Raw genomic sequence first — 24,966 nt, 5'->3', positions numbered from 1 at the left:
GCACCGGACCGCTCAGTTCTGCAGGAAGCCCTGGGCGACCCGGGCCTCGGCCAGCAACCGCGAGCAGGCGGCCGGATCGGACTCGGTGATGGTGGCCACCTCGTCCTCGCCGCTGAGGCTGCGCAGGTACGCGAGCTCGGCGGGCCCGATGTGCCGGACCTTGCCGCTGTCGTGCACGACGTAGATCGGGTTCGGGGTCTGGATGGTGCACTGCACGAGATACATGACGGTGTCTCCCGGGTCGTCGAGGTCGTCGATGATCCATCGTGGTCGGGGTGGCGCCGGCGGTCGGATCGCGGTGACGATCTGCGCCGCGCGGGCGACGATCGTCGGTTTCTGAGCGACGATCGCCGGACCGGGGCACTGGCTGTGTCCCCAGTCGAAGCCGTTCTCGGCACCCATGCTGTGATGGCCGAGACCACGTTCGCGCGGGCTGTTCGCGTTGCGCACCGGCACGCCGTGTTCGAGGTGTGATCGGGCCAGCAGTTGGGCGTTCGCCTCCAGCTGCGGTGCGGTGAGCCGGTCCGGCAGGAACCCCTCGTTCTCGATACTGAGCCAGGTGCGGTTGCCGGCCCGCTGTGTCCACGCCCGGATCTCGGTGTCGACCATCTGCGCGATGCGCCCGTCCTTGGCCACGACGAAGTGCGACGACACCCGCGACGCGGGGTTACGCTGCCAGGCAATGGTGCCCTCGAAGTATCCGGCGGCGATGTGCACCACGATGCCGTGGTGCGCGTCGAGGCGGTCCTCCGGCTCGTTCACCGCACCGGTGCCGTTGCCGCTGTTCACGGTGGGACCCCGCCAGGTAGCGAGATCGGTCCAGATTCCCATGTGGTGGTGCCTCCTTCCCCGGCCGGCGAATGGGGTAGGTGGATCGATCCCGGTCGGGGCCGCCGGCTGTTCGGGTCCGGCCGGACCCGGCCGGTGGACCGGCCCGACCTGGTGTGATCGACCGGTGCCGGGTCGATCGGCGGTCAGCGTCGGAGGACGCGTAGGACGTGGACCGGCTCGGCCGTCGCCCGCCGGGTGGCCCCACCACCGGGGCGGTCCCGCTCACCGGTGCGGGCGCCGCCGCGCCATCAGGTCCACTGTGCGCACCGGCTGGCCAGGCCGGTGACTCACTTCGACTGGCACGTCCGGCGACAGCTCGACCCCGGTCCTCCCGGTGTCGTCAGTCTTGGTGACCGACGCCCTCCCGACGGTGCCATGTATCGAGAATAGCGCGACCAACAAGCTTCTGACCAGGGCAAATAACTCTGAGTATTGGCGGCATCGGGTAAAGTCGTGGACCGCTGCCGGTCCGGATCGGGTGGCACCGGCCCGCCGCCGGAAGCCGGCGGGCGGCGGGGATCGTCAGTCCTGTGTGACCGGCAACCAGACCACCGACGGCCGCTGGGGGTCGTGGAAGATCCACCGTTGGCTGCTCCGCAGCCGGGCTGCGGTACCCAGCGGCTCGCCGGAGCCCGGGTTCCTCGCCCACCGCGGATGCGCGCCACCGCTGACCTGCACCCGTAGCCGTTCCCCCGCTGACAGCCGGCAGGCGGTCGGCCAGAGAGTCACCGGCACCCGGACCACCGCGCCGCCCATCGCACCATCCATCCGAGACAATCCATCACAGATGTTCCAGGACCTGCCGCGCCGGTCGACCCGGCACAGCCGCACGAACACGTCGAAGTACGCGACACTGCAGCGGACGTACACCTCGGCCGTCACCGGACCGATCAGCTCCACCGGCCGGTCCAGCGGCCCGCTCGTGTAGGTCAGCACGTCCGGGCGGGCTTCCAGCTCCCGGTTGTCGCGCACCCCCGCGTGCTGGGCGATCAGCATCGGCCCGCCCACCGCCGGAGTCGGTGCGGCGGGGTCGTAGCGGTGCCGGTCCGGCGCCGACCGGGGCGGCACCGTCCGGCCCAGCCGGCCGCCGGGCCACAGGTACCATCCGATGGTCGTCGCGGGCGGCGGCCAATCGGCGAGGTCGCGCCAGCCGAACCCGGCGACGTGCACCCGTACCGGCCAACGCCCGGACGGCCCACCGCTGCCCCGCGTCGGCGCACCGGCCGCACCGGGCCCCGCACCGAAACGGGCCGCGAAGAACGCCGCCGCCTCCCGGTACGCCGTGACGAACAGCCCGGGGCTGCCGTGCGTCCACGGCCCGACGGTGAGTCGGGGTCGCCGGCCCGCCGCCCGCAACGCCGCGTAGTCGGCCAGCTGTGCCGGCAGGAAGATGTCGTGCCAACCGGTCACCATCGACACCGGGGCCCGGACCTGGGCGACCTCCCGGTGGAAGGTACGGGGCAACCAGTACGGTGCCGCCGGACGGTGCTGGGTGAGCCACTCCTGGAAGAACGGCACGGTGGCGCCGGTCGCGACCCGGTCGGCCTCGGCCAGTGGCAGGTGCGCCAGACCGGCGGTCAGCCGGGGCAGGCCCCGACGCAGCTCACGCTGGCGGGTCAGCCACGGCACCTGCTGGGCCGACATCAGCTCCGCCCAGGTCAGCACCGTGTCCAGCGAGAACCCCCCGCCGGCGTAGGTGGAGTCGCGGGTCTGCGCGGCGGTGACCACCGCGACCATCGCCCGCAGGTCGTCACCGGCGTGGGCGGCCGTGGCCCACTGCCCGAAGCCCTGGTAGGAGATGCCGAAGGTGCCGAGCCGCCCGTCGTACCAGGGCTGCCGGCGCAGCCACTCCAGCGTGTCCAGCCCGTCGGCCCGCTCGTGCAGCAACGGCTCGAACGTGCCGTCGGACCCGAACGTGCCCCGGCACGACTGGACGACGCAGTGCCAGCCACGGCGGGCGAACAGCAGACCGAGCAGCCGGACCGGACCGCCCCGACCGTACGGGGTCCGGATCAGCACGGCCGGCGCGGTGCCCGCACCCACCGGCCGATAGTGGTCAGTCCGCAGCCGCAACCCGTCACGGGTCCGCACGGCGAGGTCGCGCCGGATCCGGACCCGCCACGGACCCCCGGCCCCGAGCCGCCGCAGGCTCGGGATCCCGAACCGCCGCAGGCCCGCAACGCCGCGCCGCCGGTCGGCCCGGCCGCCGGGTACGCCGTCAGCGCCCACGGCCGCCGTCCCGGGCGGCGGCACGCACCTCGTCGCGGTGCGCCCGGGTGGACTCGCCCATCGCCGCCAGGAACCGGCGGACCGTCTCCAACTCGTCGTCGGTGAAGTCGGCCATCACGGCGTCGGTACGCCGACCCAGCGGGGCGAAGAACTCGCGGGCCAGCGCGGCGCCCTCGGCCGCGTACCGCAGCCGCACCTTGCGCCGGTCGTCCGGGTCCCGGTCGCGGTACAGGTGTCCGGCCCGCTCCAGCCGGTCCACCAGTGCGGTGACCGAGCCGGAGGTCAGGTTGAGGTGCGCGCCCAGGCCGCCCGGGGTGATCGGAACCCCGGTCTGCTCGGCGTCCATCACCGCGATCAGTGCCTGCAGGTCGGTGGCGTGCAGGTCGTACAGCGCGGCGAAGGCATGGCCGACGTGGCCGGCGTCGACGGTGTAGCTGCGCAACCGGCGGATGATCTCCGCCACCACCGCCGACCGACCGCTCGGCCGGGTCCCCCATACACCGGCGCCCACCGTGTGCCCTCCGATCCGTGCCCTGACATGACCCTATCCCAGTCCAGCTATAGTCTTGATGACCGAGATACTTGATAGACGTGAGATCTTGCCCTCGCCCGCTCAGCGACAGGCGGGCGGGATCCGGCGACCACCCAGCGATGAACGAGGTCTCACATGCCCACACCGCTCGGCACCCGGCTGACGCGATCATCTGCGGACGGTGGACCGCCGGCGATCACCGCCAGCGCCCTGACCGTCGTGCTCAGCCTGCTCACCCTGCTCGCCGCCGTACTCGCCAACGACCGGGCGATCGGCGCCGCCGGCGCCGCCGGCATCACCACCGCCATGCTGTACGGCCTGATCGTGCTGCCCGCCGCCCTGTCCGTCTGCGGACGTGGCCTGTTCTGGCCGTTCGTCCCCCGTCCCGGACAGTCCGATCCCACCCGCAGCGGCATCTGGGCCCGGGCCGGCGCGCTGGTCAGCCGCCGGCCGCGCACCGTGCTCGCCGGATCCCTGCTGCTGCTCGCCGTGCTGGCCACCCTGTCCCGGTCCTTCCCGCCCGGCGCCGCCGACCCGGTGACCGTCGTCGCCGACGCCGCCCGGGCCCCGGCGGTGCTCGCCGCCGTCGAATCGGTCGACGGAGTCGCCAGCGCACGACCAGCCGGCGGCACCGACGACCTCGCCGTCGTCGAAGTGGCGCTACGCGCCGAACCGGACAGCACGGAAAGCTACCGCACGATCCGGGACCTGCGCGCCACGCTCGACTCCGTACCGCAGGCCGACGCCCTCGTCGGCGGCTCGGTGGCCGCGAACCTGGACACCCGCGACGCCGCCCTGCGTGACCTGCGGGTCGTCGTCCCACTGGTGCTGGTGATGGTGCTGGCGGTGCTGATCGTGCTGCTGCGGTCGATCGTCGCACCACTGATCCTGGTCGGTACCGTCGTCGCCACCTTCTTCGCCGCCCTCGGCGCGGCCACCACCTTGTTCACCCAGGTGCTCGGCTACCCGGCGTTGGACACCAGCGTGCCGCTGCTGGCGTTCCTGTTCCTGGTCGCCCTCGGCGTCGACTACAACATCTTCCTCACCACCCGGGCCCGGGAGGAGGCGGCCGTCAACGGCACCCGGCAGGGCGTGCGGACCGCGCTCGCCGTCACCGGCGGGGTGATCACCAGCGCCGGCGTCCTGCTCGCCGCGGTCTTCACCGTCCTCGGCGTACTGCCGCTGGACACCCTGACCGAGATCGGGATCATCGTCGGGTTCGGCGTACTGCTCGACACGTTGCTGGTCCGGACCCTGCTGGTGCCGGCGATCGCGATGGTGCTCGGCCGGCGGTTCTGGGTGGCCCAACGCGCTCGCCCGCCGCCGCGTCCCGGAGCCGACGCCAATGCCCGTCGGGGCCGACCCGATGCCGGGCCGGCACGCCGATGCCGGAGGATAGGAGCATGCAGACCCGCTCCGATCTCCGCAACGTGGCCATCATCGCGCATGTCGACCACGGCAAGACCACGCTGGTGGACGCGATGCTGCGCCAAGGCGGCCAGCTGCACACCCGCGCCGAACTGCCCGACCGGGCGCTGGACTCCATGGATCTGGAGCGTGAGAAGGGCATCACCATCCTGGCCAAGAACACCGCGATCAGCTACGTGCCCGACCAGGGCGACCCGGTCGTCATCAACATCATCGACACCCCGGGGCACGCCGACTTCGGCGGCGAGGTGGAGCGCGGCCTCACCATGGTCGACGGCGTGGTGCTGCTGGTCGACGCCAGCGAGGGGCCGCTGCCGCAGACCCGGTTCGTGCTGCGCAAGGCGCTGCAGGCCCGGCTACCGATCATCCTGGTGATCAACAAGGTGGACCGGCCGGACGCGCGAATCAAAGAGGTCGTCGACGACACGTACGAGCTCTTCCTCGACCTCGACGCCGACGAGACCCAGATCGACTTCCCGATCGTGTACGCCTGCGCCCGCGACGGCGTCGCCTCGCTGACCCAGCCGGCCGGCGGCGCGGTGCCGGACGACAGCGACAACCTGGAGCCACTGTTCCGGACCCTGCTGGAGACGATCCCGGCACCGGCCTTCGACCCGGACGCGCCGCTGCAGGCGCACGTGACCAACCTCGACGCCTCCCCGTTCCTGGGCCGGCTGGCGCTGTGCCGGGTCCGGCAGGGCACCATCCGCAAGGGCCAGACCGTCGCCTGGTGCCGCACCGACGGCAGCCTGCAGAAGGTCCGCATCTCCGAGCTGCTGATGACCGAGGGACTGGAACGCAAGCCCGCCGAGGCAGCCGGCCCGGGCGACATCATGGCGGTGGCCGGCATCCCGGACATCATGATCGGCGAGACCCTGGCCGACGCGGACGACCCCCGCCCGCTGCCGTTGATCACCGTCGACGAGCCGGCGATCTCGATGACCCTGGGCACCAACACCTCACCGTTGGCCGGCAAGGTCAAGGGGTCGAAGGTGACTGCCCGGCTGGTCAAGGACCGGCTGGACCGCGAACTGATCGGCAATGTGTCGCTGCGGGTACTGCCCACCGAACGCCCGGACGCCTGGGAGGTGCAGGGTCGTGGTGAGCTGGCGCTGGCCATCCTGGTCGAGCAGATGCGCCGCGAGCAGTACGAGCTGACCGTCGGCAAGCCGCAGGTGGTCACCCGGGAGATCGACGGACGGGTCTGCGAGCCGGTGGAGCGGCTGACCATCGACGCCCCCGATGAGTACCTGGGCGCGATCACCCAGCTGCTGGCCCCCCGGAAGGGCCGGATGGAGCAGCTGGTCAACCACGGCACCGGCTGGATCCGGATGGAGTGGTTGGTACCGGCCCGCGCGTTGATCGGGTTCCGGACCGAGTTCCTCACCGAGACCCGGGGCACCGGCATCCTGCACCACGTCTTCGAGTCCTACGAGCCGTGGTTCGGCGAGCTGCGGACCCGGCCCACCGGCTCACTGGTCGCCGACCGGACCGGCGTGGCAACCAGCTTCGCCATGTTCAACCTGCAGGAACGCGGCTCGCTCTTCGTCGAGCCGGGCACCCCGGTGTACGAGGGCATGCTGGTCGGCGAGAACTCCCGCGCCGACGACATGGACGTCAACATCACCAAAGAGAAGAAGCTGACGAACATGCGCTCGTCGACCGCCGACGAGTTGGAGCGGCTGGTGCCGCCCCGCAAGCTCTCCCTGGAGCAGGCGCTGGAGTTCTGCCGCGAGGACGAGTGCGTTGAGGTCACCCCAGAGGCGGTACGGCTGCGCAAGGTGATCCTCGACCAGACCGCCCGGGCCCGGGCGGCGGCCCGCCGCAAGCACCAGAGCTGAACCGCGCCGCCGCTGGGGTCGCCGGCTGCCGGCGACCCCAGCGGCCGGTCACTTGACGATGTCGGCGAGCTCCCGCTTACGGTCCCGGGACGACTTGACCAGGCTGGCCACCGTGGTGACCAGCAGGGTCACGAAGATGACGGTCAGCGACAGCCAGATCGGGATGTGCGGTGCCCAGCCGACCGGATCGCCACCGTTGACGAAGAACAGGGTGTTGTCGGCCAACGCCTCCAGCACCAGCTTCACCCCGATGAAGCCCAGCACCACCGCCAGGCCGTAGCTGAGGTAGACCAGCCGGTCCAGCAGGCCGCCGAGCAGGAAGTAGAGCTGCCGCAGCCCCATCAACGCGAAGACGTTGGCGGTGAAGACCAGGTACGGCTCCTGGGTGATGCCGAAGATCGCCGGGATCGAGTCCAGCGCGAAGATCAGGTCGGTGACGCCGATCGCGATCATGACGATCAGCATCGGTGTGAACATTCGCCGGCCGGCCTCGGTCAGCGTGGTCAGCCGGCCACCGTCGTAGGCGCCGGAGACCGGCAGCACCCGACGGCTCCACCGGATCAGCGCGTTCTCGGAGAACTCGTCGGTCGTCTCAGGCTGGCGCAGCTGACCGATGGCGGTGTAGATGAGGAAGGCGCCGAAGATGTAGAACACCCAGGAGAACTGGGAGATCAGCACGGCACCCGCCGCGATGAACCCGCCGCGCAGCACCAGCGCCAGCACGACGCCGACCAGCAGCACCTTCTGCTGGTACTTCCGGGGCACCACGAACCGGCCCATGATGATCACGAACACGAAGAGGTTGTCGACGGAGAGGCTCTTCTCCGTGACGTAGCCGGCGAAGAACTCGCCGGCGTACCGCCCGCCGGACGTGGCCCACACCCCGAGGCCGAAGATCACCGCTAGCACGATGTAGAAGACGGTCCAGCCGGCTGACTCGCGCATGCTCGGTTCGTGCGGCCGCCGGACGATGATCAACAGGTCGGCGATCAGCACCGCGGTCAGTACGACCAGGCTGACCAGCCAAACCCAGGCAGGGATGTTCACTCGGACCTCCGGCAGACACAGGGCACCGCCGACCGGCACCGGGACAGGGACGCCCCGGCCTTCGTGGAGATGCGCACAGCAGTGACTGACGGAGGTCTCTTCCGCCATCGTCTGCCGAACTGTCTGCTTCGGTGACGACGACCGCAGGTGCCGGGTCGGTCCACCATGCGGGCCAACCGTGCTGACGACACCAGCGCGAGGGAATACTCCCCTCCTCCTGCGTCATTGTTGCGCAACCACCGGGCAAACGACACACCGGGGCGGGTCATCGGTGACGACAAGCACAACTTCTCGAGCGTCCTAGGAGGCTAGATAGTCCTCCATACCCGCCGGAGACGGCCCCTCGGGCCGGTCCGGGCGCAGCCGTGTGGCAGGCTTCCCGCCATGGTGCTTGAGATCGCGCTGGTCGATGTCCAGCCCGGCCGGGAAGCCGACTTCGCCGCAGCGTACGCCGCCGGCCGCCACCTGCTGGCCACCACCGACGGCTGCCGGTCGGTGCGGATGACCCGGGGAGTGGAGAGTCCCAGCCGGTTCGTACTGCTGGTCGAATGGGACTCCGTCGACGCGCACGAGCAGAACTTCCGCGCCACCGACCGGTACCTGCGGTGGCGGGAACTGATCGGTCCGTACTTCGCCGCGCCGCCGGTGGTCGAACACTTCGTCGACCTGCCGGCGTGACCCGGACCCTGCCGGTGTCCGGCCGGTCCGGAGCAAGTCGGAGCCCGCAGTGCGGATAGAGATCGTGACCGCCGGCAGCCGGGGCGACGTCGCACCGTACACCGGGCTGGGACAGGCCCTGCGCGCCGCCGGCCACCGGGTCACCGTGACGACCCACGGCACCTTCGACGCGCTGGTGACCGGCGGCGGTCTCGCCTTCCGGCCGCTACCCGGTGACCCGTACGCCGCCCAACGCACCCCCGGCGGGCGGCGGCTGCACCGGCTCGGCGGCGGGCTGCGGGGCACCGCCGAGTTCGTCCGGCAGGGCCGGCGCTACCTCGACGATCTCGCAACCGGGCTGGTCGACGTCGGTGCCGACGCCGACGTACTGCTGCTGGCCACCACGACCGCGCCGCTGGGCTACTCGGTGGCACAGCGACGCGGGATCCCGAGCATCGGGGTCTTCCTGCAACCGGTCGCACCGACCGGCGACTTCCCGCCGGTGCTGCTCGGCGACCGGTCCTTCGGTCCGGTCGGCAACCGGGCGCTGGGGCGCGGCGCCGAGGCGGCCAGCGCCCGGGCGTACGACCGCTCCTCCCGGCGGCTACGCCACCGGCTCGGCCTGCCGCCGGTCCCGCTGGCCGCCCTGCTGCGGCAGGCCAGACGCTCAGGCTGGCCGGTGCTGCACGGATTCAGCCCCAGTGTGCTGCCCCGACCGGCCGACTGGCGCCCCGGGCTGGAGGTCGTCGGCTACTGGTGGCCGGCCACCGACCCGCACTGCACTCCCCCGCCGGAACTGACCGGATTCCTGGACGCCGGACCGCCGCCGGTGCTGATCACCTTCGGCAGCATGGCGGTGCTCGACGCGTCACTTCCGACCCTGATCGGTGCGGCGCTACGCCGGGCCGGCGTACGCGCGATCGTGCAGGCCGGTTGGGGCGGGCTGCGGGTCGGCGACGACGGCGTCCTCGCGGTCGGCGACGTACCGCACGACTGGCTGCTGCCCCGGGTGGCGGCGGTGGTCCACCACGCGGGGGCCGGCACCACCGCCGCCGGGCTGCGGGCCGGGGTGCCGGCGGTGACCGTACCGCTCATCGCCGACCAGCCGTTCTGGGCCGCCCGGCTGGCGCGTCTCGGGGTCGCCGCCGAACCGCTGCCGGCCCGGCGGCTCACCGCCGACCGACTGGCCGACGCCATCCGCGCGGTGCTCGACCGGCCGACGTACGCGCAACGGGCCCGGCACCTCGCGGCCCGGATCGCCGCCGAGGACGGGTACGCCGCGGTGCTGCGCGCCGTCGACCGGGTCACCCGCCGCTGACCGGATCCGCGGCGGCGGCCGGTCGGGCCGCCGCTGCGATCCCCGACGCCGTATCGGGAAAGGCGTGCGGGATACGTTCCAGGACGCCGCCGGCGAAAACGTCGTACAGCGGCAGGTCCCGCAGATGCACGTAGCCGATGTGGCAGTCGCACGAGTCCAGTGGGCAGGGACGCGGCCGCAGGCCGACCCGGTAGGAGCCGTCGTAGAGGTTGCCCAGCGGTTCGGCGACGAAATGGCAGCGGCGTACCGTGCCGGCACCGTCGACCGAGACCACCGACTCGCCGGTACGGCACGACCGGCCGGCCGACGGATGCGGGTGCACGCTGTAGTCGAACAGCGGGTCGATCGCGGTCCACGCCCGCTGCTGCGCGGCGTCGTAACGGTGCCCGTCCGCGGCGTTGACCCACAGGTAGACCTCGGCCGGCAGGGCGGCCCGCAGCGACCGCGCGGCCGCCAGGTGCTCGGGCAGGCCGACAACCCCCACCGAGAACCGCACCCCGACGGTACGCAGCGTGCCGCAGCGGCGTAGGAAGACCTCCCGGTCGACCTGGCCCGGGTGGTACGTGGCCCAGAACGCCAGCCGGCGACGCTGCTCGGCGTCGGCGTCGGCCAGGAAGTCGAGCCGGGCGGCCAGGTTGGTCTGGATCGCCACCCGGCGTACCTGCGGCATCGCGGCCAACCGCAGCAGCGCCCGCCGGTACCAGGACCTGGTCAGCGCCTCGCCCCACGGAGTGAACAGCACCGAGATCCGGTCACCGTGCGGGTTGCGGCCGGCCCAGTCGACGAACCGGTCGAGCGCCGCCCGGTCGGTGCGCAGCGTCGCCGGGTCGTCGCGGCGCTTGGCGAACGGGCAGTACGGACAGTCGTAGTTGCAGCTGGCCAGCGGACCCCGGTAGAGGATGCTCAGGTCCATCCGACTCACCGGGCCGGCAGGCCGGCCATCGCCGCCCGGACCACGGTCGAGACCAGCCACGGGCCGATCGCGTCGCTGCGGGCCAGGCCGGCGTCGGTCAGCGCCAGCCGGTCCGGGGTGATCGTCAGCCAGCCCCGGTCGACCAGCGTCGCCAGCTGCGGGAAGTCGTCGACGACCCGGGTGGCGAACCGCGCCGCGTACGCCGCCCGGTCGCATCCGTCGGTGCGCAGCAGCGAGGTGATCAGCCAGCGCCGGCGCTGCTCGTCGCGGTCCAGCCGGAAACCCACCTCGGCGACGTCGAAGTCGGACTCCGGCCGGCGCAGGTAGTCGTCGATGATCGCCCGCACCTGCCCGACGGAGACCGCGTAGTCGAACGAGTAGTGCAGGTCGCTGGTGTAGGACCGGGCACCGCAGCCCAGACCGACCATCCCGTCCTCCTGACAGGAGTATTCCGGGGCGACGACGACCGGCAGCGACGCACGGCGGAAATGCCGCATCGACAGTTGCCGGTAGCCGGCGGCGCGCAGCCGGTCGACGCCGTGCCGGTACAGCGCCTGCCGCTGGGCGTCCCACTGTGGATCAGGCAGGTCGGCCGGGGCGCGGCGGGCCAGGCCGGTCAGCGGGCGGACGTAGAGCGGGTAGAGGTAGATCTCCTCCGGCTCCCAGCACAGCGCCGCGTCGAGCGACTGCGCCCAGGTGGCGTCGGTCTGGCCGGGGATGCCGTAGATCAGGTCGATGTTCAGCTCCGGGATCGGCTGGTCCCGGATGGCGGCCAGGGCACGCTCGACCTCGACGCGACGCTGCGGCCGGCCCGCGGCCCGCGCCTCGGCGTCGAGGAAACTCTGCACCCCGATGCTGATCCGGGTGGTGCCGCGGGCGGCGAGCACCGCCAGCCGGTCCGGGGTGGCGGTGGCCGGTGAGGTCTCCACCGCCGTCGGCACGCCCGCCGGCCGGAACCGGTCGATCAGGTCGAACATCGTCGACAGCTCGTCCGGGTCCAGGTAGGTGGGGGTGCCGCCACCGACGGCGACCCGGGCGAACCGGGCGTCGTCGCCGAGCGCGGCGGCCACCCGTACCGCCTGGCGGCGCAGCTGGTCGAGGTAGGCGGCCACCTGCCCGGCCGACGGGTTGGCCCGGGTGAACAGGTTGCAGAAGCCGCAGCGCATCTCGCAGAACGGCAGGTGCAGGTAGCAGAACAGCTCCGTGCGGCGCTGCCCGGACCAGACGTCGGCCAGCGCGGGGCGCGGCCGCAGCGGCCGGTAGGCCGTCTTGTGCGGATACCCGTACAGGTAGCCCTGGTACGGCGAGCCGTCCAGGTCCGCGACGGTCACGCCGGGTCCGGCGTCGCGGCGTCGGACCAGTCGCCGGGGGCGATCACGAAATCGGCGTACGGCACCGTCCACACCACCTCGTGGCCGACCCGGTGCCCGCTGTGCCCGTCCTCGCCGTACGCGGTGCCGTGATCGGCGCAGATGATGGTCAGGCAGGGCCGGCCCCGGGAGCTGGCCATGGCGAACAGCCGGCCGATGTGCCGGTCGACGTACTCCAGTGCGGCGGCGTGGCTGTCCCTGTTGTCGCGTTCGGTGCCCGGCAGGTAGTGCCGGTTCGGCTGGTGCATCGCGGCCACGTTGACGAACAGGAACAGCGGCTGGTCGGCGGGAACGGCCGGGACGACCTCGGCGATCCGGTCCAGCTGAGCCTCGAAGCAGCCCGGCGCGGTCACCCCGAACGCCGGCTCCCAGTGCGCCTCGGCGAACAGCCCCGGCAGGGTGGCGCCCAACGGCGAGGACCGGTTGAAAAAGCCGACCCCGCCGACGCACACCGTGTGGTAGCCCTCCTTGCGCAGCGCGGTGACCAGGTCGGGTGCGTCGAAGACCCAGGTGTGCTCGTCGGTGGTGGCGCTGCCGGGGAACGCCGCGGCGAACATCCGGGGATGACGGCCCGGCTCGGCCGGAGTGGGCAGGAAGCCGGTGAAGAACGCCTGATGTGCGGCGTACGTGAAGCTGGCCGGGCTGTGCCGGCGCTGCCACTGCCCGTCGGGCAGCGCGCGGGCCAGCTGCGGTGTCCGACCGGCGGCGAGCAACTCGGCCGCCACGTCGTAGCGCAACGTGTCGAGCGTGACGAACAGCAGGTCATGGCTGCCGATCAGGTCCTTCATGCCGACCTCCCCATCGCGGCCCTGGTCCGCCAGGCGGCGAATCGGCCGGTACGTATGGCATGCAGTTGGGCAGCGTAGCTGTCCCGCCCGGCGGCGTCGCACACCCCGGGGAGCAGATCCCCGAAGGCGTTCACCTCCGCCACGGCGTGCCGCCGCCAGTCACTGCCGATCATCAGGTCCACTCCGACGTGCAGGCTGCCGGTGAAGCTGCGCGCCGCGCGCACGCAGTCGGCCAGCGCCGCCGCCCACCGGCGCGGGCCGAACGCCGCCCGCACCGCCGCCGGGTCGCCGCGCCGGTTACCCAGGTGCAGGTTGGTCAGCGGGCCGTCGCTGCTGCGCACCACGACGTGGCCCGGCTCACCGGCGATCACCAGCACCCGCAGATCGACGACCCGGCCGTACAGGCCGGCCTTCGGGAACCAGCGCTGCACCAGCAACCCGTCCGGCGCCAGCTGGTCCACGATCGAGGCGACCTCCCGCTCGGTACGGTAGGTGCACACCCGCAACGAGTTGAACAGCCGCCCGTCGTCGGCCAGCTCGACCGAGGTGACCGCCTGCACCCGCCTGCCGTGCGCGTGCAGGGCGAGCACCCCGGACGCCGACGACCCGTGCACCGGTTTGACGAAGGCCCGGGCCCAGCCGGCGTCGGACAGGGCGGTACGCAGCTGTGCCCAGTCGCCGGGCGCGATGTCCAGGATGGCCGGTTGGGCCACCCCGGCGACGGCCAGTCGCCGGTGCCCGACGCGTTTGTCGAACAGCACGGCGATGTCGGCCGGGTCGTTGAGCAGGGTCGCGCCGGCCCGCCGGGCGGCGGCGGTGAGCCGCCCCAGGGCGGTACGCAGTCCGGCGTACCAGGCGGCGCCGCCGCTGATCTCGCCATGGTCGAGCGGCCGGTCGGCGCCGCGCAGCAACCGGTCCACCTCGGAGTCCTCGTCGGGTGAGTCGATCCGTACCGTCGCCCCGTCGGGCAGGGCGACCTCCGCCCCGGCGGCGAGTTCCCGCCAGGGCAGCACCCGGACACGCAGGCCAGCGGCGTGCGCGGCGGCGCGGAACGCCCCGACCCGCCGGTTGCCCGGGTTGCCGACCACGACCAGTGGCGTGGTGTGGCTCATCGGGTGAGGTTAACAACCGGTCATTCGCCGACCGAGACGTACCGCCCCCGGTGCGGGTCGACCTCCTGCTGGTCGCTCAGGTCGACGTCGACGCCGGGCAGCGCGGCCGGCAGCCGGACCATCATCGCGTCGGACAGGTAGTGCCGGTGCAGGTCGAGACGACGCAGGTGGGTCAGCGGCTGCCCGGCGAGCAGGGCGGTGGCTCCGTCGTCGCCGAGGGTGCCCAACGACAGGTCGATGGTCTCCAGACGGGGCACCACCGCCGCGGCGGTCAGCGCGGCGGCGACCGCGTCGGCGATCTCGGCGTTGCGCAGCCCGAGGGTACGCAGCGCGGGCAGCCGGGTGCCGTCGAGAATGGGCGCCAGGTCGTCCACTGAGGTGTCACCTTCGTAGTCGGGGGTGCCCAGCCACAGTTCCAGATGGGTGCAGGCCGGCAGGTCACTGGCGGCGACGACGCGGGTGAGGCCGGCCGGCAGCCCACCGGACTCGATGGCGAACTCGCGCAACCCGGTGTGCCGCACCGGCTGCAACAGCAGCGACATCGCACCGCGTACCCGCAGCACCTGCAGCGCCGGGTAGGCGGCCAGTAGCGGGGTGACGTCGGGCTGCAGGATCCAGGAGATCTCGCACTCGTCGAAGGTCATCTCGCCGAGGAAGACGGCCCGCAGGTTGGTCAGCCGGGGCGCGGCGTCGACCAGCAGCTCCAGTGGGAACGCGACGTCCCACGGTTCTCCCCAGTCGCCGGTCACCAGCGCGTCGACGCTCGCCGGGTCGACGGTGTCCAGCCAGGTGGCGAAGAGCTGGGCGAATTCGACCTCGTCCTCCTCCGACGCGCTGAGTCGCCAGGCGACCGGGGTGCCGGTGTGCTCCGCCGCCGTCTGCGGGTCGAAGTCGACCACCGGCAGTCCGGCGAAATGGGTGATGTGCTCGTTGATGGTCATCGACGGCGCTCCGGGGAGGGCGTGGGGCTGCGGACCCGGCACGATAGCAACCCGGCGCGACGCCGCGCTGCCCGTGTCGACGCCTCAACCCCGGCCTCCCGTGCAACGCCCGGGCCGAGGTCAAGCTGACCCTGGCCCCGTTGGGGTGTGAGGCTCGGCGGCGCCCCTGAGTCGTGACCGGGCACTCGACCGTCTACCCCGGTCGGCGGGTCAGACGATCGGTTGGCGGCGCCACGCTGCCGCCCCTTACGGTAGGGCTTCGCCCGCACCACGTCAGCCGCGCAGGCTGTCCACGAAGGATCGCCAGCCGGTGGCCGGGAAGGCGAGCTGCGGACCGGTCGGATCGGTGGAGTCGCGCACTGCGACGACCCCATCAGCCGGGGCAACCTCGACGCAGTTGCCGTTGGCGTTGCTGCGGCTGCTCTTGCGCCAACACAGCGGCTCGGTTGGGGTCGACTCCACGGCGCACCCCCTTCCGGCGGGCAATCCACTCAACTCTCTGCCACCAGCTTAGCCAGCAGATCCCGGCTTTCATCGGCCGGCAGCGCCGCCTGCTGAAGCCAGCGGCCGATCCGGGCGTACAGCATCACGTCCTCGTCGTCGGTGAGGTGGATGTCGCTGGTCAGCGTCTCCAGCACGACGGTGCGGGGATCGGCCGGATCAGGGAACGAGTAGAGCGAGAAGCTGGTGTGTGGCACGAACGAGTCGTGCAGAACCGCAGCGAGCGGCAGCACCTGGATGGTGACCTTGTCCAGCTCGCCGAGTGCGTTCGGTGGCGCAGTTGGCCACGCCGGGTCTCGGGTGGCACGCTGGCCCGCAGCAGGGCGCTCTCGTCGATGACCGCCTCGTAGTGCGGCGGGTGCTCGCGGCGCAGCACTTCCTGGCGGGCGGTGCGGGCGAGTGTGTCGGCATTGACGTCGAGGTCGCCGTAGACGTCGCGGCCGGAGCGCACCCGTAGCCGGGCGTACTCCGGGGTCTGCAGCAGCCCAGGCACCAGCAGTTGCTGGTACTGGAAGATTGTGGCGGCGCTGGCCTCCAGCTCGGTGTAGCCACGCTGGCGTTGGCCCATCGACCCGAGCGCCTTCCACCGGCCTCGGGTGGCGGCGGCATCGCGGGCGATGATGACCAACTTCTCCCGCTCGGTTGGCACGACGTTGTAGACGTCGAGCAGGTCCAGGATGTCGGCCAGGTCTGGTCTGCTCTGGCCCAGTTCGAGCCGGGACAGCTTCGATGTTGACGCCCAGCCGAGCTGGTCACAGACCTGCTCCAGAGTCATTGCGGCCACGCGGCGGAGCCGACGCAGCTCGCCACCGAGCCGCTGCCGTCTGATCGTGGGACTTGCAGGCATCGCCACTTCCGACTCCCTCCGTTCGCGACTGAGGGTAAGTAGAGGTTAGCGAGATTTCGAGACTTGAATGTCTGCCAGTCACCGCAGAACATGGGATTCCCATAGTTTACAACTTGGAGGAACAGTGAAAGCAATTTCACCGCCCGCGCAGTTCGTGCTGATCGAACCGGTCGACTCGGCGGACGGAGCACCGGAGTTTCCGGCCGTCGGGTGGGGTCTGGAGTACACCGACGAGGCGTTGGTCTACTTCCGGCACCCGCAGCGGGAGATCCGTGAGGTCGGCGTCTTCCGCACCGTCGAGGACGCCTGGGATTTCTACCTGCAATGGGGTGAGCTGGAGCTGGTCCGCCCCGGTGAGCCGGGCTGGCCTGCCACGCCTGCCCCACCGACACCACAGCCCGCCCAGACCGCGCCCGGCAGGCGAGGCGACGACGAGGCAGGTCTCGACGACACGTGGGGGCTGCTGTGGCGGGCCTACCAGCGCCCCGGCGCGGAGCTGGCCCAGCTCATCCCCGGCGATCGGCTCAGCTGACGCCCGCGACGTCCATCGCCCGCAGTTCCTTCTTCAGCTCGGAGATCTCGTCGCGGATCCGGGCGGCCAGCTCGAACTGCAGCTCACGTGCGGCATTCAGCATCTGGTCGTTGAGCTCCTGAATCAGCTGAGCCAGGTCGGCGCGGGCCATGCCGGCACTCGACGGGGTGGCGGTGCCCCGGCCCTTGCTGCGGGTCTCCGGCACCGGCCCCTTGCCGCGCGACATCTGCCGGCCGGAGCCGCCGACCGACCGACCGGCGAGCGCGCCGTCGGTGTCGTCGGCCTCCCGGTAGATGTCGTCCAGGATGTCGTGGATCTTCTTGCGCAGCGGCTCCGGGGAAATGCCGTTGGCCTCGTTGTACGCCACCTGCTTGGCCCGCCGCCGGTTCGTCTCGTCGATCGCGTCGGTCATCGACGGGGTCATCTTGTCGGCGTACATGTGGACCTCGCCGGAAACGTTACGGGCGGCCCGGCCGATAGTCTGGATCAGCGAGCGGCCGCTACGCAGGAAGCCCTCCTTGTCGGCGTCAAGGATCGCCACCAGGGACACCTCGGGCAGGTCCAGGCCCTCGCGGAGCAGGTTGATGCCGACCAGTACGTCGTAGTCGCCCTTACGCAGCTCGCGCAGCAGCTCGACCCGGCGCAGCGTGTCGACCTCGGAGTGCAGGTAGCGCACCCGGATGCCGTGCTCCAACAGGTAGTCGGTGAGGTCCTCGGCCATCTTCTTGGTCAGCGTGGTGACCAGCACCCGCTCGTCGCGGTCGGTGCGCAGCCGGATCTCGTGCATCAGGTCGTCGATCTGGCCCTTGGTCGGCTTGACCTTGACCTGCGGGTCGACCAGGCCGGTCGGGCGGATCACCTGCTCGACGAACTCGCCGGCCGCCTGCTCCAGCTCCCACGGCCCGGGGGTGGCCGACAGGAACACCATCTGGCCGACCCGCTCCAGGAACTCGTCGAAGCGCAGCGGCCGGTTGTCGGCGGCGCTGGGTAGCCGGAACCCGTGGTCGATCAGCATCCGCTTGCGCGAGGCGTCGCCCTCGAACATGCCGCCGATCTGCGGGATCGTCACGTGCGACTCGTCGACGACGGTGACGAAGTCGTCCGGGAAGTAGTCCAGCAGGGTGTGTGGCGGGCTGCCGTAGTCGCGCCCGTCGATGTGCATCGAGTAGTTCTCGATGCCGGAGCAGAAACCGACCTGGCGCATCATCTCGATGTCGTACGTGGTGCGCATCCGCAGCCGCTGCGCCTCGAGGAGCTTGCCCTGCCGCTCCAGCTCGGCCAAGCGGTCGGCCAGCTCGGCCTCGATGTCGCGGATCGCCCGCTCCATCCGCGCCGGCCCGGCGGCGTAGTGCGTCGCCGGGAAGATCAGCAGCTGGTCGACCTCGCGCACCACGTCACCGGTCAACGGGTGCAGGTAGTAGAGGCGCTCGATCTCGTCACCGAAGAACTCGATCCGGACGGCCAGCTCCTCGTACGCCGGGATGATCTCCAGGGTGTCGCCGCGGACCCGGAACGTGCCCCGGGTGAACGACAGGTCGTTTCGGGTGTACTGGATGTCGACCAGGCGGCGCAGCAGCGAGTCGCGGTCCTGCTCGGCGCCGGCGGTGACCTTGACCGCGCGTTCGAGATATTCCTGCGGGGTGCCGAGGCCGTAGATCGCCGAGACGGTGGCGACCACGATCACGTCGCGGCGGGTCAGCAGGGACATGGTCGCCGAGTGCCGTAGCCGCTCCACCTCCTCGTTGATCGAGGAGTCCTTCTCGATGTAGGTGTCGGTCTGCGGGATGTACGCCTCGGGCTGGTAGTAGTCGTAGTAGGAGACGAAGTACTCCACCGCGTTGTGCGGCATCAGCTCGCGGAACTCCTTGGCCAGCTGGGCGCAGAGCGTCTTGTTGGGGGCCATCACCAGGGTGGGCCGCTGCAGCCGCTCGACGAGCCAGGCGGTGGTGGCGCTCTTGCCGGTGCCGGTCGCGCCGAGCAGCACCGAATGCCGATCGCCGCGACGCACCCGGCGCTCAAGTTCGTCGATGGCCGCCGGCTGGTCGCCGGCCGGCGAATAGTCGCTGACGACCTGGAAGCGGCCGTCGAGTCGCGGGATGTCGAGCGCCATGACCCCCAACCTACGCCGCGGGTCCGACAGAGTGCCGATGGTCGCCGATCGGCATCGATATTGTCATTGTGTGGGTTGCCTCACCCGCGATACCGTGACAGGGTAGGCCGCTCGCGGCGGCCGCGCGGACCACCGGCAGCGCCCATCGCGGCGCGCCACGGGTCCGGATGTTCGGGTAGCTGCCCTGGCGCCAGCCGGTGAGCGCACCCGGAGTTGTCACGCCCCGCGTGACCCGGCCGCCGCGAGCGCCCCACCTGCTCACCCCGCAGGCCGGTCCGTCGTCACGGCTGCCAGCCGGTTTCCTCGATCCACCGCAGCAGGCGCGGCCAGGCCTGGTCGAACCACGGCTCCTTGGCTTCGGCGTACTCCCGGGTGGTCGGCGCGGTCGCCGCGATCCGCCGCTTGCCGGCCAGGTAGTCGGCCCGCTCGCCCGGGTCGGCGCGCAGGTGATCGCGGAACGCCAACGCGTACCGCCAGCCCGGCGAGTCGGCGACCCGCACGTGCAGGTTGACCGGTCGGCCCGGGTCGGCGTTGCCGTGCAGCCGCTTCGGCCAGCGTTCACCCGGCCGGCCGGTGGCCGGATCGCGGCGCGGGTTGTCCCACCAGGCGCCGGGGAATCGGGGGAACCCGGCTGCGGTGAGGGCGTCCGCGCAGCCGTCGGCGTCGTCCAGCGACTCGACGGTGAGCTGGATGTCGATGACGTCCTTGGCCGGCAGCGCCGGTACCGAGGTGGAGCCGATGTGGTCCACCCGCCGGTCGGCGCCGACCGCCCGCCGCACCCGGGCGGCCAGCCGGTCGAACTGCTCCGGCCAGATCGGATCGGGCTCGGCGAGGAGCGCCAGCGGCGGACGCGGCGCGGGCCGGCCGGCCCGCAGGTTCGCCTCGTACGGCACCAGCCGGTCATGCCAGAGCCGGTCGACGGCGGCGGTGAGGTCGTCGCGGCTGCCGTCGTTGGACAACAGCACGTCGGCGGCGGCGCGCCGCTGCGCGTCGTCGGCCTGGGCACGGATCCGGGCCCACGCGTCATCGGGTGCCATCCCCCGGTCGCGGGTCAGCCGTTCGACGCGCAGTGCCTCGGCCGCGGACACCACGACCACCAGGTGGTACGTGGCGGCCAGCCCGGTCTCCACCAGCAGCGGTACGTCATTGACCACGACCGCGTCGGCCGGGGCGGCGGCGGTCAGTTCGGCGGTACGGGCCCGGACCAGCGGATGAACGATCTCCTCCAGCCGACGCCGTGCGGCCGGGTCGGCGAAGACCCGGGCGCCCAGGGCTGGCCGGTCCAGGGCACCGTCAGCGGCGACGATCTCCGGCCCGAAGGCCGCGACTACCCGGGCCAGCCCGTCGGTGCCCGGTGCCACCACATCCCGGGCCAGCCGGTCGGCGTCGACGATCACCGCGCCGTGTGCGGCGAGCCGGTTGGCGACGGCGCTCTTGCCGGCGCCGATGCCGCCGGTGAGACCTACCCTCAGCATGCCGCCCAGTGAACCGGATCGGCTGCCCGGCCGGTCCGCCGGGGGGCTCGTGGTCACCGGATCCGGTCAGCGGGCGGTCTCGCAGGACCCGGGCCGCACGGTGGGCGCGGCAGACAGTGGTACGCCGCGACAGACAGCGGTCCCGCCGGGCATTCCGCCCGGCGGGACCGTTGTCTGTGTCAACCGGTGTTGCTATGGGGCCTCAGCTCTTGCCCCCGGCCAGCTTCTCCCGCAGCGCGGCGAGCGCCTCGTCGGTGGCGAGGGTGCCGGCCGGCTCCTCGCTGGCCCGCGACGGGGTCGAGCTGGAGGTCGCCCCACCGCCGCCGCCTCCGCCGCCGCCCGCAGGAGCAGCGGCGACCGGCGGAGCCGGGTTGGCCGCGGCGTCCGCGTCGGCGGCCCGGGCGGTCTGCACCTGCCGGGTGTGCGCTTCCCAGCGGTTGCGGGCCTCGGCGTACTGCTGCTCCCAGGTCTCCCGCTGCTTGTCGAAGCCTTCCAGCCACTCCCCGGTCTCCGGGTCGAAGCCTTCGGGGTAGATGTAGTTGCCCTCGTTGTCGTACGTGGCGGCCATGCCGTAGAGGGTCGGGTCGAAGTGCTCCTCGCCCTCGACGAAGCCCTCGTTGGCCTGCTTGAGCGACAGCGAGATACGGCGACGCTCCAGGTCGATGTCGATGACCTTGACCATGACGTCCGAGCCGACCTGGACGACCTGCTCGGGGATCTCGACGTGCCGCTCGGCGAGCTCGGAGATGTGCACCAGGCCCTCGATGCCGTCGTCGACGCGGACGAACGCACCGAACGGCACCAGCTTGGTCACCTTGCCGGGCACGATCTGCTGGATCGCGTGGGTCCGGGCGAACTGACGCCACGGGTCTTCCTGGGTGGCCTTCAGCGACAGCGAGACCCGCTCGCGGTCCAGGTCGACGTCGAGCACCTCGACCTCGACCTCCTGGCCGACCTCGACCACCTCGGACGGGTGGTCGATGTGCTTCCAGGACAGCTCGGAGACGTGCACCAGACCGTCCACCCCGCCGAGGTCGACGAAGGCGCCGAAGTTGACGATCGAGGAGACGACGCCCTTGCGGACCTGGCCCTTCTGCAGCTTGTTGAGGAACTCGGTGCGCACCTCGGACTGCGTCTGCTCCAGCCAGGCCCGGCGGGACAGGACCACGTTGTTGCGGTTCTTGTCCAGCTCGATGATCTTGGCTTCGAGCTCGCGGCCGACGTACGGCTGCAGGTCACGGACCCGGCGCATCTCCACCAGCGATGCGGGCAGGAAGCCACGCAGCCCGATGTCCAGGATCAGACCGCCCTTGACCACCTCGATGACCGAGCCGCGTACGACCCCGTCCTCGTCCTTGATCTTCTCGATCGTGCCCCACGCGCGCTCGTACTGGGCGCGCTTCTTCGACAGGATCAGCCGGCCTTCCTTGTCCTCCTTCTGCAGGACAAGGGCTTCGATGTGGTCGCCCACCGAGACAACGTCGGCTGGGTCCACGTCGTGCTTGATCGACAACTCACGCGAGGGGATGACGCCCTCGGTCTTGTAGCCGATGTCGAGCAGGACCTCGTCCCGGTCGACCTTGACGACGGTACCTTCCACGATGTCGCCGTCGTTGAAGTACTTGATGGTCTCGTCGATCGCCGCGAGGAAGGCTTCCTCGGTGCCGAGGTCGTCGACGGTGACCTTGGGGGCGCTCGAGGTGGCCTCGATGCTGCTCGTCATGTGGGCGGTTGCTCCGGATCGGATGGGTGTCACTGCTGGCTTGTCGTTGCGGTGACCTGGCATGGCTCACGGATCCGCCGGCGGGCACACCGCGACGATGACGTCTTCGTCACCGACCGTGACCGAGGGGATCATCGACCGCCGCTGCCATCATCGGATGTAACCGCCGACCGCGGACCTGCTCCCTGCCGAGGCACACGATCCGCGAGCGCATCGACTAGCCTACCGGTTGCATTACCACAGCGTGCAAGCCCTCCCGGGAGCTATCCGGGCGCGCATGTCGGTGGTTGGGAAAAAACGGACCCACAGGCGGGGATTCCCGCACCCCCGGCGGCCCACTGTGACCGAGATCACATCGATTTCGCGGGTCATCAAGCGTAGCACGCCAGGCCGGTAACGCTCCCACACGACGCTGCCCGTACCGTCTGAGCCGTGACCACCGCACCGCCCGCACCCGCCGACGGGCCCGACGTCGGCCCGGATCCCGGCCGGCTCCCGGATCCTGACCAACTCAGAGTAACCAGAAACGAGGTCAGCGATCAGCAGGCCCGGCAGGCCAACCGACGCTGGTGGGACTCCGACGCCGACGCCTACCAGGCCGAGCACGGCGGGTTCCTCGGCGACGCCGACCTGCGTTGGTGCCCGGAAGGGCTGCGGGAGGCCGACGCCGGGCTGCTCGGCGACGTCGCCGGCCGGCGGGTACTCGAACTGGGCTGCGGAGCCGCCAGCGGCAGCCGATGGCTCGCCGGGCAGGGCGCTCGCACCGTCGGACTCGACCTGTCGGTGGGCATGCTGCGCCAGGCCGTCGCCGGCGCCGACCGCACCGGTATTCGGGTGCCGCTGGTGCAGGCCGACGCCCTGACGCTGCCGTTCGTCGACGCCGCGTTCGACATCGTCTGGACCGCGTTCGGCGCGGTGCCGTTCGTCGCCGACTCGGCGGCCGTGATGCGTGAGGTACACCGGGTGCTGCGCCCCGGCGGACGCTGGGTCTTCGCCGTCACCCACCCGATGCGCTGGATCTTCCTCGACGACCCCGGCGAGCGCGGCCTGGTCGCGGTGCACTCCTACTTCGACCGGCGGCCGTACGTGGAGACCGACGACGACGGCACCCCCAGCTACGTCGAGCAGCACCGTACGCTCGGCGACCGGGTCCGGGAACTCGTCACCGCCGGGTTCCGGCTGCTCGACGTCGTCGAACCACCGTGGCCGGACGGGCACGAGCAGATCTGGGGGCAGTGGAGTCCACTGCGCGGGCGGCTGTTCCCCGGCACCGCGATCTTCGTCGCCGACCGGCCGCCCACGGCGGGGTGAGACGGCCGACGCGCACCGTGCCGACCCACCGACGCGCCGCCGGCCCTCGCCGGCACCCCGGCGGCGGTACGCTGACCGGGTGAGCGCCGAGCCGATCCATCCTGCCGCAGCGTCCGGCGGGGCGTGGACCGCACCGTGGCAGCCGGACCCGGTCCGGCAGCAGCTGGCTGACTACAGCATCGAAGACGTCCTCGCCCTGCCCGCCGACGCCCCCCGCGTCGAACTCCTCGACGGAGTCCTCACCGTGGTTCCCTCCCCCACTCTCGACCACCAGGACATCTCGTTCCTGCTCTGCGCCTGGCTGCGCCGGCACGCGCCGGACGGCTACCGGGCCACCCAGGCGGTCGGGGTCGCTGTCGGGCCACGCAACACCTACGAACCCGACGTGCTGCTGCACCGCGCCGAGGGCAGCCGCGACCGGCACTACCTGACCCCCGACGAGGTGCTGCTGGTCGTCGAGGTGGTTTCCCCGGCGACCCGCCGCCGGGACCGGTTCGACAAACCCGCCGGGTACGCCGCCGTCGGCATCGGTCACTACTGGCGGGTCGAGCAGGACCCGGTGCGGATCTACGCCTACCGGCTCGGCGACCGGCCGGGCGCCAGCGGCGAGCGGGAGTACGCCCTCGTCGGCGAGTCCGCCGACCTGCTCGAACTCGACGCCCCGTTCCCGGTGAAGCTGCCGATCTCCGAGATCACCCCGTAGACCTCGCGCCGGCGGGATTGCCGGCCCGGACGGTGGGTACCCGGGCGCCATGGCGAGGAACAAACGCCCCCGCGAGGGCGACCGGCCCGAGCAGCGGCCCGGCCGACCGGTCGAGCATCCGCGACCCGGTGACCGGGTCAACTGGCGCAGCCACGGGGTGACCGTGCCGGGCACCGTCGAAGAGGAGATCACCACCCGGCGGGAGGCCGCCGGCCGTACCGTGGTCGCCGACCAGGAGCATCCGCAGTACCGGGTCCGCAGCGACAAGTCCGGCCGCGACGCGGTGCACAAGCCGGAGGCCTTGCGCCGTGCCGAGTGACCGCACCCGTACCGCAGGCTCCCGCCCGACCCGGACCGACGCCTCCGACGGCGCGGCGGCGTACCGGGCGTTCGTCGAAGCGGTCAACATGAGCCCGGGTGAGCTGGAGAAGTGGCTGCGTACCCCGGAGTCGACCGCCGCCGGGCAGCACCACGACGGCGGCGAGTCGGTGGGGCACGCCTCCGGCCGCCGGATCGTCGACCTGCTGCGGACCAAGCGGGAGGCGTTGTCCGACGACGACTACGCCCACATGCGCAAGGTGGTCGGGTACGTGCACCGGCACCTGGCCCAGCGTCCGTCCGGCGACGTCAGCGACACCCGGTGGCGGCACTCGCTGATGAACTGGGGCCACGACCCGCTGAAGGCGTGACCCGGTCGGCTGACCCCCGACCCCCGACCCCGGACGCCGGGCCGGCCGGCGGCTCCGACGTCGGTCGG

The 24,966-nt window shown here is 71.7% G+C and carries 23 protein-coding genes and 1 pseudogene; 9 read left to right on the top strand and 15 right to left on the bottom strand.

From position 1 onward, the window contains the following. Nucleotides 1-12: 12 nt before the first annotated feature. The 3 genes from ACFHWT_RS20050 to ACFHWT_RS20040 all read right to left on the bottom strand — a co-directional run bounded on the left by ACFHWT_RS20050 (nt 13) and on the right by ACFHWT_RS20040 (nt 3,571). Nucleotides 13-831: an N-acetylmuramoyl-L-alanine amidase gene (locus ACFHWT_RS20050; protein ID WP_416596205.1), complete on the bottom strand. Its 819-nt coding sequence runs from the start codon at nt 829-831 to the stop codon at nt 13-15. 522 nt (nt 832-1,353) lie between these two features. Further along, entirely contained in the window at nt 1,354-3,003 is a 1,650-nt protein-coding gene (locus ACFHWT_RS20045; RefSeq protein WP_416596240.1) for a CocE/NonD family hydrolase, read from the bottom strand. Nucleotides 3,004-3,049: 46 nt separating this feature from the next. After that, nucleotides 3,050-3,571, bottom strand: a complete 522-nt coding sequence (locus tag ACFHWT_RS20040) for a MarR family winged helix-turn-helix transcriptional regulator (RefSeq protein WP_416596204.1) — start codon at nt 3,569-3,571, stop codon at nt 3,050-3,052. Nucleotides 3,572-3,727: 156 nt separating this feature from the next. Between ACFHWT_RS20040 and ACFHWT_RS20035 the strand changes: the two are divergent. Both ACFHWT_RS20035 and typA read left to right on the top strand, forming a co-directional pair. Beyond that, a pseudogene (locus ACFHWT_RS20035) lies at nt 3,728-4,846 on the top strand (MMPL family transporter); the annotation flags it as partial. Between the two features lie 149 nt (nt 4,847-4,995). Continuing rightward, on the top strand, nt 4,996-6,861 hold the full coding sequence (gene typA / locus ACFHWT_RS20030) for a translational GTPase TypA (protein ID WP_416596203.1): 1,866 nt from the start codon (nt 4,996-4,998) through the stop codon (nt 6,859-6,861). A 48-nt stretch (nt 6,862-6,909) separates the two neighbouring features. Here typA and ACFHWT_RS20025 read toward each other — a convergent pair whose 3' ends face one another. Next, nucleotides 6,910-7,908 (bottom strand): TerC family protein, encoded by a 999-nt coding sequence (locus tag ACFHWT_RS20025; protein WP_416596201.1) that lies wholly within the window; start codon nt 7,906-7,908, stop codon nt 6,910-6,912. Between the two features lie 384 nt (nt 7,909-8,292). Here ACFHWT_RS20025 and ACFHWT_RS20020 point away from each other — a divergent pair, with 384 nt between their 5' ends. Together ACFHWT_RS20020 and ACFHWT_RS20015 are read left to right on the top strand one after the other, a co-directional pair. After that, entirely contained in the window at nt 8,293-8,586 is a 294-nt protein-coding gene (locus ACFHWT_RS20020; protein ID WP_278169981.1) for an antibiotic biosynthesis monooxygenase family protein, read from the top strand. Nucleotides 8,587-8,650: 64 nt separating this feature from the next. After that, nucleotides 8,651-9,883 (top strand): glycosyltransferase, encoded by a 1,233-nt coding sequence (locus ACFHWT_RS20015; RefSeq protein ID WP_416596200.1) that lies wholly within the window; start codon nt 8,651-8,653, stop codon nt 9,881-9,883. Here the strand turns inward: ACFHWT_RS20015 and ACFHWT_RS20010 are convergent. The 8 genes from ACFHWT_RS20010 to ACFHWT_RS19975 all read right to left on the bottom strand — a co-directional run bounded on the left by ACFHWT_RS20010 (nt 9,870) and on the right by ACFHWT_RS19975 (nt 16,355). Further along, nucleotides 9,870-10,796 carry an STM4011 family radical SAM protein gene (locus ACFHWT_RS20010; RefSeq protein WP_416596199.1) on the bottom strand — a complete coding sequence of 309 codons (927 nt, stop codon included), beginning with the start codon at nt 10,794-10,796 and terminating at the stop codon, nt 9,870-9,872. The genes ACFHWT_RS20015 and ACFHWT_RS20010 overlap by 14 nt on opposite strands. 5 nt (nt 10,797-10,801) lie before the next feature. Continuing rightward, the gene (locus ACFHWT_RS20005; protein ID WP_416596198.1) at nt 10,802-12,127 is read right to left on the bottom strand and encodes an STM4012 family radical SAM protein; all 1,326 of its coding nucleotides are present in this window, start codon (nt 12,125-12,127) and stop codon (nt 10,802-10,804) included. After that, nucleotides 12,124-12,954, bottom strand: coding sequence for an STM4013/SEN3800 family hydrolase (locus tag ACFHWT_RS20000; protein ID WP_416596197.1), 831 nt, complete (start codon nt 12,952-12,954; stop codon nt 12,124-12,126). Before ACFHWT_RS20000 ends, ACFHWT_RS20005 begins: the two co-directional genes overlap by 4 nt. Next, nucleotides 12,951-14,066, bottom strand: a complete 1,116-nt coding sequence (locus tag ACFHWT_RS19995; protein WP_416596196.1) for an STM4014 family protein — start codon at nt 14,064-14,066, stop codon at nt 12,951-12,953. The genes ACFHWT_RS20000 and ACFHWT_RS19995 overlap by 4 nt, the downstream gene beginning before the upstream one ends. A gap of 20 nt (nt 14,067-14,086) precedes the next feature. Next, complete coding sequence (locus ACFHWT_RS19990; RefSeq protein ID WP_416596195.1) at nt 14,087-15,007, bottom strand: STM4015 family protein; 921 nt, start codon at nt 15,005-15,007, stop codon at nt 14,087-14,089. A 273-nt stretch (nt 15,008-15,280) separates the two neighbouring features. Then, complete coding sequence (locus ACFHWT_RS19985) at nt 15,281-15,469, bottom strand: DUF397 domain-containing protein (protein WP_416596194.1); 189 nt, start codon at nt 15,467-15,469, stop codon at nt 15,281-15,283. A 29-nt stretch (nt 15,470-15,498) separates the two neighbouring features. Continuing rightward, nucleotides 15,499-15,741, bottom strand: coding sequence for a Scr1 family TA system antitoxin-like transcriptional regulator (locus ACFHWT_RS19980; RefSeq protein WP_416596193.1), 243 nt, complete (start codon nt 15,739-15,741; stop codon nt 15,499-15,501). Further along, on the bottom strand, nt 15,630-16,355 hold the full coding sequence (locus tag ACFHWT_RS19975; protein ID WP_416596192.1) for a helix-turn-helix domain-containing protein: 726 nt from the start codon (nt 16,353-16,355) through the stop codon (nt 15,630-15,632). Before ACFHWT_RS19975 ends, ACFHWT_RS19980 begins: the two co-directional genes overlap by 112 nt. Before the next feature lie 124 nt (nt 16,356-16,479). Between ACFHWT_RS19975 and ACFHWT_RS19970 the strand changes: the two genes are divergently transcribed. Beyond that, complete coding sequence (locus ACFHWT_RS19970) at nt 16,480-16,887, top strand: hypothetical protein (RefSeq protein WP_416596191.1); 408 nt, start codon at nt 16,480-16,482, stop codon at nt 16,885-16,887. On the opposite strand, the gene uvrB is transcribed toward ACFHWT_RS19970, so the two are convergent. The 3 genes from uvrB to rpsA all read right to left on the bottom strand — a co-directional run bounded on the left by uvrB (nt 16,880) and on the right by rpsA (nt 22,195). After that, nucleotides 16,880-18,997, bottom strand: a complete 2,118-nt coding sequence (gene uvrB / locus ACFHWT_RS19965; protein ID WP_416596190.1) for an excinuclease ABC subunit UvrB — start codon at nt 18,995-18,997, stop codon at nt 16,880-16,882. The two genes, ACFHWT_RS19970 and uvrB, sit on opposite strands and share 8 nt — an antisense overlap. 281 nt (nt 18,998-19,278) lie before the next feature. Continuing rightward, on the bottom strand, nt 19,279-20,472 hold the full coding sequence (gene coaE, locus ACFHWT_RS19960) for a dephospho-CoA kinase (protein WP_416596188.1): 1,194 nt from the start codon (nt 20,470-20,472) through the stop codon (nt 19,279-19,281). A 202-nt stretch (nt 20,473-20,674) separates the two neighbouring features. Next, nucleotides 20,675-22,195 (bottom strand): 30S ribosomal protein S1, encoded by a 1,521-nt coding sequence (gene rpsA, locus ACFHWT_RS19955; RefSeq protein ID WP_416596187.1) that lies wholly within the window; start codon nt 22,193-22,195, stop codon nt 20,675-20,677. A 432-nt stretch (nt 22,196-22,627) separates the two neighbouring features. Here rpsA and ACFHWT_RS19950 point away from each other — a divergent pair, with 432 nt between their 5' ends. The 4 genes from ACFHWT_RS19950 (at nt 22,628) to ACFHWT_RS19935 (ending at nt 24,898) form a co-directional block, all read left to right on the top strand. Further along, nucleotides 22,628-23,506, top strand: coding sequence for a class I SAM-dependent methyltransferase (locus ACFHWT_RS19950; RefSeq protein WP_416596186.1), 879 nt, complete (start codon nt 22,628-22,630; stop codon nt 23,504-23,506). Between the two features lie 79 nt (nt 23,507-23,585). Continuing rightward, entirely contained in the window at nt 23,586-24,209 is a 624-nt protein-coding gene (locus ACFHWT_RS19945; protein WP_416596185.1) for a Uma2 family endonuclease, read from the top strand. A 49-nt stretch (nt 24,210-24,258) separates the two neighbouring features. Next, nucleotides 24,259-24,528, top strand: a complete 270-nt coding sequence (locus tag ACFHWT_RS19940; protein ID WP_416596184.1) for a DUF2945 domain-containing protein — start codon at nt 24,259-24,261, stop codon at nt 24,526-24,528. After that, complete coding sequence (locus tag ACFHWT_RS19935; protein WP_282231312.1) at nt 24,518-24,898, top strand: DUF3140 domain-containing protein; 381 nt, start codon at nt 24,518-24,520, stop codon at nt 24,896-24,898. Before ACFHWT_RS19940 ends, ACFHWT_RS19935 begins: the two co-directional genes overlap by 11 nt. Nucleotides 24,899-24,966 lie beyond the last annotated feature (68 nt).

Origin of the sequence: Micromonospora sp. LOL_021, from assembly GCF_048060215.1 — a bacterium.
Taxonomy (GTDB): Bacteria; Actinomycetota; Actinomycetes; order Mycobacteriales; family Micromonosporaceae; genus Micromonospora_E.
Note: the sequence above shows the minus strand (reverse complement) of the source record. Positions and strands in the feature narration are given on the sequence as shown.